Genomic DNA, 13,548 nt, shown 5'->3' with positions numbered 1-13,548 from the left:
ATCCCCCCTAGCCCCCCTTAAAAAGGGGGGAACCGGAATCAAAGTCCCCCTTTTTAAGGGGGATTTAGGGGGATCTAAAACGTTTTGCTACCAACAAAAGGACTTTTCAAATATCGTTTTATAGAACCCATTTGATATCTATACAGGAGGGCAATCGAATTTGGCTGAACTACGAGCTAAGTTACAAATTTTATAGATTGATCGTCAGGATTTTTTTCTTGCTTTTTTTGTCGCTCAATACGACTGTATTGTAGGGTAATGTATCCGTTCCCAGCGGAATTGGCAACTTAAAACTGGGGCTTTTATGATCGAGTTCGCCTAAATCAATGCTTTTCTTTATATCGCCATCTGTTGCAAGATTTGCGGTAAGTTCGCCTTTATAATCTTCAATTAAAAAGTCTCTAAAGAAAACGACTTCCCCACCCTCAGGATCTATACCAAGGATGACCGTACCGCTGAAAGTTGCGCCTTTTCGTTCTTCATTAACCGTTGCCACTGTGATTTCCGAGGGGTCTTGACCGGACTTATCTGCCATAAACTTTTTTCTCTTGCGAATTCTCAACAATTGAAAATGATTTTACAAGAGCGCTATGGGCGATCGCAAAACTCTCAGGACGTATTTCTGCATCGGTCTTGCAAATGTATAGCCAAGTTATTTCTGGTTATACGCCTAATTGGAAGATTGAGTAGGGATGATTCGGGGCCCAAAGCGATCGCGTTAGCGAAGCGAGGCGTTAGCCTAGCGTTGCTGCAAAGCAGATCGCATCGCAGAAACCTGATAGAGGGGAGACGTTGAGAAGTTTCCGGATAACTTGATCTGACCTTGCCTCGGCAGTAGAGTGCCCTTATCTGTGAACTGACAGGTTTATGGAGTCCAAGGATATATAATGAAAAACGCTATAAATTCAACTTTGCTAACACTTCAGCTAAATCTTTATCCGCCCATTCCCTGTCTTGTCTTGCTACCGCCAAATCTGCCAAAATATCCGCGATCGCCCGATGCACAACTTTATCGCTAACATCCACAAACTGCGACGGACTAAGATTATAATCCGCTTCTCTCAATTCTTCTAACTTAACAACTTTACTCAGCTTCTCTCGCGTTTCCCAATTGCGATAAACCTCACAAACGGCCTTAATCCCTTCCTTTGTCAAAATATTCTTCGGATCGCCCTTAACAAAATAATCAGCAGCATTAATCAGCAAAAACTCACCTTTACGATTCAGAGGTTTCAGGCGATTTAACAAAATTACCACCCCTGGCGCAGTCGTGTTATAAAACAGGTTTTCAGGTAGCAAAATCACCCCTTCAACTCTGTCTTTTTCCACAAATTCCTTGCGGATGTCTCTTTCTTGATTTTTGTTCTGACTCCCGGAACCACGAGACACTGCACCTGTATCCAAAACAACCGCCGCTCGTCCGTTATCTTTCAGCGATGCCCAAATATGCTGCACCCATCCCCAATCTGCTGAAGATTTGGAGGCAATTCCGTCTTTGAACCGTTCAAAAGAATCTTCTTCGTAAGCATCTGCGCCGTAGTTGTCCTGATTCCACATCGGATTAGCAACCACATAATCAAAACGCATCACCTTCTTGTCAACCGTAAATTTAGGTTGCCGGAATGTATCGCCAATCGCAATTTGAGTATCAGTAAAATCCTGCAAAAACATATTCATTTTGGCGATGGCGAAAGTTGTCCAGTTCAACTCTTGCCCAAATAACCGAGGTGCTTTACTCTCTTCCCCTGGATGCTTGCGGTTGAACACCAGACGCGGCTTAGTCAACAACCTACCTGATCCACAAGTGGGATCGTAAATCTTCGTGTAGGGTTCGGGGTCAATAATTTCCGCAATCAACCAACCTACCTCTGATGGTGTGAGAAACTCCCCCGCACTTTGCCCCTGTCCTTCGGCAAACTTTCGCAGCAAATACTCATAAGCTTCCCCCAAAACATCCGCATTGGTATTCTTTAACCCCAACCGATGCCGACTGATGACTTCAATCAAGTCCTTTAAACGGTCATCATCCAAAACGCGCTGATTGCTTTGCTTCTCGTTATAATCCTTTAGCGTCAGCGTTCCCGATAACCCAGGATTGCGCTTTGCCACTTCCCGCATCGCCGTTGTCACAAACTCCCCTAAGCTATCTTTAGGATGAAAGCGAATCGCCTCCCAACGGTATTGGTGCGGGACATAGTAACGCACAATCGGCTGACGATTGTTTTTAATTGCATCTTGATGATCTGCTTCAATGAAAGCACGCGCTAAGTCTCCACCCCCAAACTTCTCGGCGCACTTTTCATACTCATCATCAAAGACATCAGACAGCCGTTTGTAGAAAATTAGCGGCAGAATAAAATCTTTGAATTTTGGTGCATCCGTCGCACCGCGTATCTTACAAGCAGCATCCCACAGCCATTGTTCCATTGCCGGAATATCCAAGCGATCGCCAGCTTGCGCTAACTGTAGAAGTGGTAAATCAAGAGAACCGTTTTCCTCTGCTTGCTTTTTGCTGTTTTTCCTTGTTCCACGCGGCACTATACTTACTCCTGCAACAATACGGTTCAGTTAAGGAAATTTATCTGTTAAGGCAGGCAGGGGGAGCAGGGGATGCAGGGGAAGCAGGGGGAGAAAAAAGCTTAACTGAACTGTATTGACTCCTGCAATGCTTTTATCTTATGAAAGAGAATCCCTATTTTCCCAGTTTCTTGGCTAATTGTTGATAAATGATATCTAATACCATTTTGCAATTATATGTAGTATTTCTCCCCCTGCCTCCCCTGCTTCCCCTGCTCAAGAACAGCCTGTCAAAACTAATATTTTTGAACGCAACTTGGTATCAGCTATCAAATTCCATGACTTTTACCAATTACCCAATTACGCCGGAAAAATCGGGCTAAAGCTGATTCTTCTAAGGATAGATAAATTGGTCGTCCGTGGGGACAGGTGCGGGGGTTGCGAGTGCGTTGCCAATTATCTAAAAGTGCCTGCATTTCTTGTTGATTCATCGGTGTACCATTACGAATAGCAGTGCGACAGGCGACGGCTACTTGGGCTGTTTGTAAATCGCCTCCCCAACTAAGTTCTAAAATTGCTTCTGCACAGTCGTCTCGTTGTTGCAAAGGTGCGGGGATATTACGAACTGCCCAAAGTTGTTCGCCAAAGGGTTCTATTTCTAAACCGATGCGTTGTAGTTGTGATACTTGCGCTGGCGATAATTGATAAAGAATGATTGGCGGTTCGACGGGGACAAGTTGCCAATTATCAGACAATTGCTCATACAAAACTCGCTCGTGGGCAATGTGCTGTTCCACTAACCACATCCCACCTGAATGTTCCGCCACAATATAGGTGTTACTAACTTGGGCGACAGCTTTTAAAGAATTAGGAGAGACGTGATTAATCGCGTCTGTAAAAGGTTTGGGATTTTGAGGATTGAAATTATAACCGCCTTTCGCTTCTGCGGCTTTGAGTAACTTACTAACTCGTGTTGTGTGGATAGCTTCTTTGAGATTGCTAGAAGAAATGCTGAGTGCTTGGTTAATTGCTTGGGTAATTTGCTCTTGCCAATAAATGATTTCGTTGAGGTAAATTTCTGTTTTTGCGGGATTGCGATTCCAGTTAATTTGGTCGGGGGAAATGGCAAGATGTAAAAAACAAATTGGATAGCGATCGCGCGGTAATGTTCTGTGAAATGCTGATAATATCGTTTGCTCTAGTTCCGGTGTCTTAACCATCCGTCCGTTAATCGCTACACGTACCCAATCTGGACGATGACGATGACAGCGATCAGGTAATCCTACCACTAAATTTAGTGCACAGTGCTGAGTACTGTTAGCGGTAGCGGGGCGTTCAGCCCGTACTGAATTCAGTATTCTGAATTCTGAATTCTGAGTTCTGTCTTCTGAGTTTAATGGGTTGGGTATTTCGAGTTTCACTTCTTGCAAGTCACCTTGTCGCACTTGCGGTAAAATCTGCGGTAGTAGTTGCCCAGTTGTCGCAGCTGGACAGATGGTAAACCATTGACGATCATTTTGCCAAATCTGCCAAGTGACGTGAGGATGACATAAAGCGATTTGGTAAATTGTGGCTTGCACAGCTTTCATTTGCTGTGCTGTTGTCGGTAATCCCTGACGACGAGATGAGCAATTACCGAAAAGATGAGAAACTGTAACCACTGTACCAGGTGCGATCGCAGTTGCTTCAACTTGTACAACTTTCCCGCCATTGCCATAAATTATCCGCCATCCTATTTTTCCGCCCAGAGGACGACTCAAAATTTCTAAATCTGCCAGAGTCGTCAAACTGTGCAGTGCTTCACCACGAAACCCTAAACTGTTAATTTTCCACAAATCGGCACTAGAGCGAATTTTACTAGTGCTGTGGGCTGTGGCTGCTTGTTGCAAATCATCTAGGTTCATTCCATAACCATTATCTGCCACACGAATTCGCCATTGCTGCGGCCATAGATAAACCACAATTCGCGTTGCACCTGCGTCTAGGGAATTTTCTACCAATTCCCGCACCACAGAAGCTAAAGAGTCGATTACCTCACCAGCGGTAATGAGATATACGACTTCTGTTGGTAGAGCTTGAATAGTAGATGCCATAAATTATAGTTTATAGCTTCTGGGGGCACGCGCCATATACGACTTATAGCAAAAATGCTTTCTCAGCAAAAAAACAACCACAAATAAACACTGATAAATTATCTGTGTGCATCTGTGGTTTCATTTCTAAAACATTAATTATTGCAAGATATCTATTGTGCATTACAACTTTTTCTATGGCATTAGAAAAAATTAGTAATTGCAACATTAATTAACATTAAATCACCTGACTTTATGAATATCTCTAGGCGATTCGTTAATTAGTATCTCTCATGGACAAAATTTTCGATGGTTCAGGTTTGAGTAAACCGTTCAACAAAGATGCAGGACGTTGACTGTAAGGCCAAGCAAAAGCATGGCGGAAAGCTGCATCTTGACAAGCTTGAAGTTGTGCAAAACTGATAATGTTGTAAGTTAAGAGATTCTCATACTCAAATGGTAGACGCACATTGTGCAATCCAGCATTATCAGTACAGATAGCAATATCGACCCCAGCATCAAAACAACGGTCAAAAACTAATTTGAGTTGACGGATATCTTGCAAAGTACCAGTTTTTAGGTAAGTTGTGGGGCAAACCTCTAAACACTGTCCGCGTTTAGCCACATCATTAAGTAACTCTGGATATAGTAAGGGAATTTGGATGCCGTGACCGATTCGCATGAGATAGGGTAAAAGTTCTGGGTAACAACCTGCGGTGGTTTCATAGAGATGTCCCGTGGTGTTAACGCCCAGCGATCGCGCATAATCATATAAGCTAATCCATTCTTCTAAGCGATCGGCATAATAGCTATCACCCCCTGCTACATCTACCGCACAGACATACTGTTTATTTTGCGCCGCCAAATCAACAATCGCCTTGTTCACCTCATAAGGTAGGCGCGTATGCATACAGAGAATTTGGCTAGTAACAATCGGATATTCTGGCTGGTTGCTAGCAAGTCCTACTACTCGCACAATTTCTGCCATCTTGTCAATTCTTTCGGATTGACTCAGATGCTCAGGTGTCCGCAAATAAGGAGTGTAGCGCAGTTCCAGATAAGCCAAATTTTCAAATATGTAAGCACCCCGCACCAAGCGATAGATAAAGTAAGGCAAAGTCTCCACAGTTTGCACACTTTCTACCAGGGTGTGTAATTCTAGATACTCATCTAGGGTGTTACGTGGGCGGGTATAAAAATCTTCAAATTCTGAATAGTCAGCAAAGCGGGAAATTAACTCCGCAGAATGTCGCTCGAAATATCGCCATAAAACTCGTGGTACGACCGAGCCGCCTAGATGTCTATGTAATTCAGCGTATAAAGCCATAGTGGTATTTTTAGGTAAAAATTTCAATGATTCTAACAAAAACATCGAAAGAAAAATTTGTCTTCAAAAAAATTTAGCTCTAACTTCTTTGGAGTAGAGGTTTCCCCAATACTTGTCGGTTAAGGGGAAAGAAAAAACCTTTAACCTTTACCCTTTAACCTTTTCCCCAAACTCAATGCCGAGTTAAAAATGCTTTACCCGAGCAGTATTGGAGGTTTCCCTACATCTGAATTTCAACAAATACTCCAACCGAGAAACGGCGCAAACGATTTGGTGGCTTGGAATTAGATAGGCTTGAGAGCAACAGATAAATTTCTGCCTCCTACCTGGTTGTTGAATTTCGACTACACGGCAGTTGAGCGTAGTCGAAACACTGCCTCTTACCTGCTGCACTAGTATTTGCAGCATGAATAAACTTGACATTACCAAGATTAAATTGATAGCATTAATATCTTTAATTTTTGTGCTACACTAAAATAACATTGCTATTGTTAAGCGACTGAGATATAGCAATATATTTTTCCTTTAACAAAGCAAATTCCTGGCAAGGTTGGTATTAATTGAAAATTCAAGCGTTGGAAGTCAAGGCTGGCGATCGCATTATTGCTTACTGCAACAATAAAATGCAAACCTGCAAGGTAAAACGCATTTTAGATCCAGGTCAAGCTAATATCACACTATCAGTATTCACCTCTGAGAATTATCGTGGTTGCTCAGTTTCATCTATAGTCCGCTTCCAAAGCAACGCTTTAGTTGATTTGGTAAGTTAAAAATCAAGTAAATATTCAATCTCTAAAATATTTCTAGCTATTGTCCAGCCTCAAACTGGACAAAATTTTTTTAAAGGTGCGATGTCTACGCACATACAAATCAGTTAATTATGGCTGAATAATTTTCGCAACCTCACACTAGCTAGTGGCTTGTCCCATTAAATATAATGAGTTTGTAGTAAGCACTTCAGTGCTTAAAAATTCAGGACTAAAGTCCTTACTACAAACTTATTCACCTCTGATAACTAATAGAACAGACCACTAGTATAGGGAACAGTAATTGATAAAATTCGGAGAGAAAAATCTAATTTATAGCTTCTGTTAGTTCTTTTTCACATCACGAGCCATATTGAGGTAGTAGTCGTCAAGTTTGGCATTAGAACGACGGCGGATAGTGGCAGGAATTTTAGTAGTGTTATCCCGATTCGTTTCAATTTCCTGTTTAGCTGAAGCTTGCTTTATCCCTTGTACGTCATCAGCTTCCAAGAAATAACCAGACTCAGAGAATCCGAAAAGCTTGGCAAAAAAACCAAATATATTTCCGAAAAAATTAGAAATACTTTGGAATAAAACACCAAACAAGCCTTCAAAACGAAGGAACAAGTTCCGAATAAGTTGAGTTAGACGAAGCATAATAGCACCTTCAATGATTGCCTATTACCATTGTGACGCAATTCGGATTCGGGAATTGCTGATATGACAAAAATCTACCAGTAGGTAGGTATAGCTCAACTAGGAATTACGTTTGATATGGTGATATGGTAATTAGCGATCGCTCAGTCCGATAAATTCCCACAACCCCTACTTTTCCTGAACCAGCAAAACCGACTTCACAGGACGCTTGATAAAATTTCCCTTCAAATCAACCTTCCCGTAAAAGGTTTTGCCCTTGTAATAAAGCGAAGAGGAACTTCCGCCATCCAGATTCATCGCTTGTTCAGCACCAAGAGTTTTCATCAAATCAGCTAATGCTGGCAAAGATATTCCATTCGCGGGAACCGAGGGTTTTTGAGCCACCATAGCTAAAATAACGCTGCCATCACGGGTGATACCTACAGCAGTTCTGGCATTGGGTTGGTTGCTGCCAAGGGCATCTCGTTTATTACCATTATCTACAAAGCCCTCTTTTTCTAAAGTGAGTTCCGGTAATAGGCGTGGGCCAGCACCTATAGCATCAACTAACTGACAACCTGCTGGTGGTGACTGACTGTGTAGAGCAATGGAATAGCGGCTAGTTTGCCCACATAAGTAGCGGCGGAATTCTGAGCGATTGAATATTTGACCCAAATAAGATTTTAAGTTGGGATTGTTCACCAGCCGCTCGTTTTCCTTGGGATCGGCTATCAACTTTCCTTGTCGGACAACATAAGATGTAGTTTTTTGGTTGGCTGGATCAAAAAAGCCTGCATTCAAAATAGCTACGGCTTGATACTTTTGGGCAAATTCTTCTACAGTGGCTACCTTCTGTGATAGCGCAGGAGTCACCAAAAATTTGCTATTAGCTGGAATCAGCACGATGTGAGCGATGCTTTGGGGCAAAGTGCGATCGAAGTAACGGATATTTTTTGGTGGTGAAGCCGCAATAGTAGGTATTGAAGGTGTTGAAAAACGCAGATTAAACCACAACACCATTGCAAAACTAATTAATACCAAAGCTAGTAGTTTGATTTTTCTCACATTTAAACTCATTTGCGGTTAGCTCAAAAAAGTTGATTTAATAATACTTTGACAATATCTGTAAAAGATTAGCACAAAAATACCTTCACAGTTTTGCGCGTTGGTTACTACATAATGAACCGCAAAAAATCAAAGTTTTAAAAACTGGATTAAGCATAAAAATAATTGACGTTGATACCAATTCACTAAAATAATGAGACAGATACAAATCCCGAAAGCCTTACTAATTCTGACTTTCTTAATTTTGAATTTTGAATTTTGAATTTTGAATTGGTATGACTCTGTGATATTTCTGTTTCTGGGTGATCGCTAATTTTTGACTGATGGTAAAAATGCTCTCAAAAACCCTACTCAATGGAAACCACTTGTTAGAATTAAGAGGCAAGCGTTGCAAAACACCTTGTCCCTCATAGAGATTGAAACGCTTGAAAATTACTAAATCCCTATTGGGGATTGAAATTAAGACCATGTTAGGAAACACAAACCTAAAAAATATCTCCAAAAAATTCGCTATAGCCAGAAATTCTGCTTCTTTGAAAGAAAATGAAGCCATGAGAGCTATTACATATAGCATGGATTTACTATTACCTGGTTTGTATATATGGCTACTTGGTTTTAGTATTCGGATTGGCAAAAGCGTGCCAGATGATCTTCCCTATAAATATCCAGGTAAAATTCACAGTAACACTGGAATTGCTTTAGTATTACCAGGATATAGAATTTTTACGACTTACCAGGGTAGCTATGACCCTAAACAAACATCAAATACAAGGACTAACAGCTTTTAATTGTGCGGTTTTCGACTCAAATACTTTTGAAACTTTAATGACTCAGGCAGGGATTTAATCTCAGGTAGCGCACCTGCACAGTCTAATAGAATAAAAGTATGGTGGATTCATAACGAATACCCAAGAGTCGAGTTCGTATATAGTCCAGATAAGAGAATAGTGATAACGGCATATCATGTTAACTGAATATTTTTTATTTCTATTAACGAATTTCTAACGTGTATAGAAATTCGTTAATATTATTTTTGTAGTCTGTGAGATTTTCACCACCATAATAAATTAACCATCTTTTATAACTGATTCCAATTGTTGAGACAGCGAATGTGTGTCTTTAGATGTAGAGGCAGGCAAGTAGACTGTAAATTGAGTACCTCTACCCACCTGACTATAAACATTGACAAAACCACCGTGATTCTTAATAATACCCAACGCCGTAGAAAGTCCTAAACCTGTACCTTTGCCTACCTCTTTGGTGGTGAAAAATGGTTCAAAAATCCGTTGCTGGACTTCCAAAGACATCCCCATACCAGTATCCGTCACCATGATCGCAATATAAGAACCAACTTTCGCATCAATATTTATTTGGGCGGAATGTTCGCCAATCACCAGATTTTCCGCCGCAATCCTGAGAATACCGCCATCGGGCATAGCGTCGCGGGCGTTGATTACCAAGTTTATCAACACCTGATGTAATTGAGTTGTGTCTCCACGAACGTACCAGAGATTTTTAGGGATATCTATCTGACAAATAATAGATTCGGGGAATGTTTGAGTAATAATTTGCTCAATTTCTGCCATCAGAGGCTGAATTTCTACAATTGTCCGCTTATCTTCAATACCGCGTGCAAAAGATAACACTTGTTTAAGCAAATTAGCGCCGCGTTTGACATTATTTTCTAAAGTTTGCAGTATTTGCTGACTCTGCGAATCGGGCAATTTCTTTTGCAACAGTTGAACTGACATTAAAATTGGCGATAATATATTGTTGAGGTCATGGGCGATACCGCCAGCTAGCGTACCGATACTCTCCAAACGTTGCGATCGCAAAAGTTGAGCTTCTAATTGTTTTTGTTGCGTAATTTCGGTGTTCACACTCAAAATAGATTTGGGTTGTCCATTCTCATCTCGGATCAATGTCCACCGACTTTCAACGATAATTACTTTGCCTTCCCTTGTCAGTTGATGCAACTCACCCCGCCACTCACCCGTATCCATCACCTGCAAGTAAGCATCTTCTAGCTGTGGGGAAATGTCTTTATACAAAAGTTGCAAAACATTTTTACCCACAACTTCCTCAGCTTTCCAGCCATATAGACGTTCAGCACCTTGATTCCAAAACAAGATTTGGTTGTGGATATTTCGCACCAGAATCGCGTCAGTTGATACATCCAGCAGCGCTGCTTGTTCACGGATTTTCTCTTGTGCCTGTTTTTGCTGGGTTATATCTCGCATCAGTGCCAAATGCATGAATGTCCCATCAAATTCGTTACGCAGGGGTACGGCATGAGTTTCCATGTAGCGACGAGTGCCTTTAAATCCCACAATTTCAAACTCTAGAGTTTCCTTATTACCTTGGCAGACACTTTTATGCAAATCGGCAAAGGCTGCTTTATACTCTGGCACAATTACGCAATCAATTGGTTTACCAATTAAGACATCGGCACTTTCCACTTCCATGATTGCCAACCCATCTGCATTAATTTCTAAAAGAGTGCCATCCCTGGCAATTAACTGGATGCATTCTGGTTCTGCATCTATCATCGCCCGTAAACGGTTTTCGCTTTGGCGTAAAGCCAGTTCCGTCTGCTGAAGTTGCCTGATATAACGCCACAACAAATCATACAGCAGCGCCACCAACACCAAATCCACAATCGCAGCGATAAAAAATGTCACTATCGCCTTTTGGGAACTAGCTTGTGACTGCTGCATTCCCTGCTGTAATAAATTTTGCTCTACCTTTAAAGTGTCGTCAATCAACTGTTGAATCTCTTTGCGGGTTTGCTTGTTTTTATCAAATAATATTCGCTGCCGAACTGCTTCTAATCCCTGATTTTGTCTGAGGTAAATTTCTTGTTGCAGAATGTTGAGCCTGTTGGTAATTTTCGGCTTCAGCAAAGACATCCACTGCTGTTTTTGATGGTTATTGGCAGTTAAATTGTTGAGAATCTGAATATTGCTATTAGTTTGTTGAGCAGCTACAAGATAGGTTTGTAAATCATCTGCATCTGCTGTAATTAGGTAATTAAGTTGTGCAGTTTCAGTATCTTTAAGTGTAGACTGGATACTTTCAAGTTGGGTAATAACTTTATATGAGTCTGTCACCCATTGCTGGTTGTGAATCAGCTTTACAGTGTTGCCATAAGAGACTACAGCATTTGTAAATACAACTGCCAATGCTAGGACAAATATCGCTTTCAGCTTTTGGACTCGATACCATTTTTTGATCGTGCGATCGCCCTTTATGCCGCAGATGCCTTTCATCAGTTAATATGAATTATTAAAAACAAATACTGAGAATATTTTAAGGATTTTGATAACACGGGTAGCCAAATACAATCTCTTAAAGTTGTAAATATCTGGATTTTTTGGGATGATGATTGATACATAATAGTTACAAATAAATCCGCTAGTTTTTAATATAAATTCATTTTTACAGTAATGTGGACAATGCAGTTTAGATGGGATATAGCCATTTTCAATCCGGTGAGCTACAGGTATGCAAGGCAATAATACCAAAAATGACTAATGACCAAACCACCACGTTGCATTGTTTGCAAGACAACTTTTTTACAAGGTCATAGTTTTTACACTGGACTCTGTGTTACGTGTGGAAATCTTAACTTCAGCAAGCGTCAACAAACTGCTGATTTACGGGGTAAAATTGCCATTGTCACTGGAGCCAGGGTAAATATTGGTCATGGGGTAGCATTGAGATTATTGCGAAATGGTGCAACTGTGATAACAACAAGCCGTTTTCCTCATGATGCGGCAAAAAGGTACGCAACAGAGCCAGATTTTCTAGAATGGCAACATCGTTTGCAAATTTACGGACTCGATTTGCGCCATCTCCACAGTGTTGAGCAATTTACCCAACACATTTGCAAGTTTTATCCGCGACTCGACATTATTATCAATAATGCAGCACAAACAGTGCGTCGTCCGCCTGCGTTTTATCGTCATTTAATTGAGTTTGAATCACTACCTTTCCGGGAACTACCGCCAGAAATACAGGTGTTAGTCAGCCATAATCATACGGTAAACGCTGAGAATCCTGCACTAAGTACTACAGAAGAAAAAGCCAGATTTACCGAAAATTCTGCTTTCCTCTCCCAAATTCCTTTGATTCCCGAAGACAGCGTAGATAATTCGGCTTTTTTCCCTTTAGGAGGGTATACCGATGATAGACAACAACTTGACTTGCGTCCCTTTAATAGCTGGCTGATGAAGGATGATGAAGTCAGTATTTTAGAATTATTGGAAGTGCATATAATTAATGCGATCGCTCCATTCGTCATTAACAGTAGACTCAAGCAATTAATGAGCAACTCCAAAGAAACTAATAAATACATTATTAATGTTTCTTCAATGGAAGGGCGATTTAACGATGTTGACAAACCCTGGCGACATCCCCACACCAATATGGCAAAGGCTGCTCTCAATCAAATGACCCGTACCTGTGCCAAAGAATACGCCAAGCATCGTATTTTTATGAATGCAGTAGACCCTGGATGGATTAGCTTCCAACACCCCTATCATCAAGCAAAATCTATGCAAGAACGTGGCGTTTGTCCTCCCTTTGATATCAATGATGCGGCTGCACGCATTTGTGACCCAATTTATCTAGGAATTAACCAAGGTAAAACACCTTTTGCTAGATTATTTAAAGACTATACAGAAATAGACTGGTAATTTCTGGCAGTGTAGCTTAATGGTAAAGCGTCCGCCGTTCAACGCGAAAGACAGCCGTTCGATTCGGTTCGCTGCCCCAGCAACGTAGTTCAAACAGTAGAATTCCTTGGAGTACACCAGGAGATACGAGTGCAATTCTCGTCGTTGCTAATCAAAACTCTCAAATCTCAAATTACGTGAGTTCGACAAGCCCTTTTTTGACCTCTCCCCCAACCCCTCTTGGACACCCAGAGGCGAGCCAAAACCCTAAATTCTCGTTGTTCCTCCCTTTGCCCGCTACAGTGTACACACATCTCTAAAAATCCTACCCACCCAATATTTCTGTTCAAGTAAAAGTCTCACACTGAGCAAATATCCCGCCCAGAACTAAAGTTCCGGGCTGATAAGCCAAAGTCCTCTAAAAGAAGACTAAACAAGAACAGGACTTACGCAACTGTCACAAGCAATGGCGCGGTGTAGCCGCGCCGCGCGCCAAGCAACTACACGAT

Annotated in this window: 10 protein-coding genes and 1 tRNA gene; 4 read left to right on the top strand and 7 right to left on the bottom strand. The window is 41.3% G+C overall.

Annotation, left to right across the window (positions count from 1 at the left end):
- Positions 1-190: 190 nt before the first annotated feature.
- The 4 genes from RMX98_RS35140 to RMX98_RS35125 all read right to left on the bottom strand — a co-directional run bounded on the left by RMX98_RS35140 (position 191) and on the right by RMX98_RS35125 (position 5,916).
- The gene (locus RMX98_RS35140; RefSeq protein WP_409881974.1) at positions 191-535 is read right to left on the bottom strand and encodes a hypothetical protein; all 345 of its coding nucleotides are present in this window, start codon (positions 533-535) and stop codon (positions 191-193) included.
- 362 nt (positions 536-897) lie between these two features.
- The gene (locus tag RMX98_RS35135) at positions 898-2,538 is read right to left on the bottom strand and encodes an N-6 DNA methylase (protein WP_409881975.1); all 1,641 of its coding nucleotides are present in this window, start codon (positions 2,536-2,538) and stop codon (positions 898-900) included.
- 308 nt (positions 2,539-2,846) lie between these two features.
- The gene (gene mutL, locus RMX98_RS35130) at positions 2,847-4,610 is read right to left on the bottom strand and encodes a DNA mismatch repair endonuclease MutL (RefSeq protein WP_322676002.1); all 1,764 of its coding nucleotides are present in this window, start codon (positions 4,608-4,610) and stop codon (positions 2,847-2,849) included.
- A gap of 256 nt (positions 4,611-4,866) precedes the next feature.
- Entirely contained in the window at positions 4,867-5,916 is a 1,050-nt protein-coding gene (locus RMX98_RS35125; RefSeq protein ID WP_322676003.1) for an adenosine deaminase, read from the bottom strand.
- A gap of 560 nt (positions 5,917-6,476) precedes the next feature.
- On the opposite strand from RMX98_RS35125, the gene RMX98_RS35120 reads away from it, so the two are divergent.
- A complete protein-coding gene (locus RMX98_RS35120) occupies positions 6,477-6,686 on the top strand; it encodes a hypothetical protein (RefSeq protein WP_094352741.1) in 210 nt (69 codons plus the stop codon).
- Positions 6,687-7,007: 321 nt separating this feature from the next.
- On the opposite strand, the gene RMX98_RS35115 is transcribed toward RMX98_RS35120, so the two are convergent.
- On the bottom strand, positions 7,008-7,319 hold the full coding sequence (locus RMX98_RS35115; protein ID WP_322676004.1) for a threonine dehydratase: 312 nt from the start codon (positions 7,317-7,319) through the stop codon (positions 7,008-7,010).
- Positions 7,320-7,487: 168 nt separating this feature from the next.
- Entirely contained in the window at positions 7,488-8,375 is an 888-nt protein-coding gene (locus RMX98_RS35110; protein ID WP_322676005.1) for a phosphodiester glycosidase family protein, read from the bottom strand.
- Between the two features lie 413 nt (positions 8,376-8,788).
- Between RMX98_RS35110 and RMX98_RS35105 the strand changes: the two genes are divergently transcribed.
- Positions 8,789-9,151: a hypothetical protein gene (locus RMX98_RS35105; RefSeq protein ID WP_322676006.1), complete on the top strand. Its 363-nt coding sequence runs from the start codon at positions 8,789-8,791 to the stop codon at positions 9,149-9,151.
- Positions 9,152-9,430: 279 nt separating this feature from the next.
- Here the strand turns inward: RMX98_RS35105 and RMX98_RS35100 are convergent, their stop codons facing one another.
- The gene (locus tag RMX98_RS35100) at positions 9,431-11,632 is read right to left on the bottom strand and encodes a PAS domain S-box protein (protein ID WP_322676007.1); all 2,202 of its coding nucleotides are present in this window, start codon (positions 11,630-11,632) and stop codon (positions 9,431-9,433) included.
- A gap of 264 nt (positions 11,633-11,896) precedes the next feature.
- On the opposite strand from RMX98_RS35100, the gene RMX98_RS35095 reads away from it, so the two are divergent.
- Both RMX98_RS35095 and RMX98_RS35090 read left to right on the top strand, forming a co-directional pair.
- Positions 11,897-13,060 (top strand): SDR family NAD(P)-dependent oxidoreductase, encoded by a 1,164-nt coding sequence (locus RMX98_RS35095; RefSeq protein ID WP_322676008.1) that lies wholly within the window; start codon positions 11,897-11,899, stop codon positions 13,058-13,060.
- Positions 13,061-13,065: 5 nt separating this feature from the next.
- Positions 13,066-13,137: transfer RNA gene (locus tag RMX98_RS35090), tRNA-OTHER, on the top strand.
- The last annotated feature ends 411 nt before the right edge of the window (positions 13,138-13,548 follow it).

The sequence above is a fragment of the Nostoc sp. DedQUE02 genome, assembly GCF_034531035.1.
GTDB lineage: Bacteria > Cyanobacteriota > Cyanobacteriia > Cyanobacteriales > Nostocaceae > Nostoc.
The sequence above is the reverse complement of the archived record's forward strand: the minus strand, read 5'-3'. Positions and strand labels throughout refer to the sequence as shown.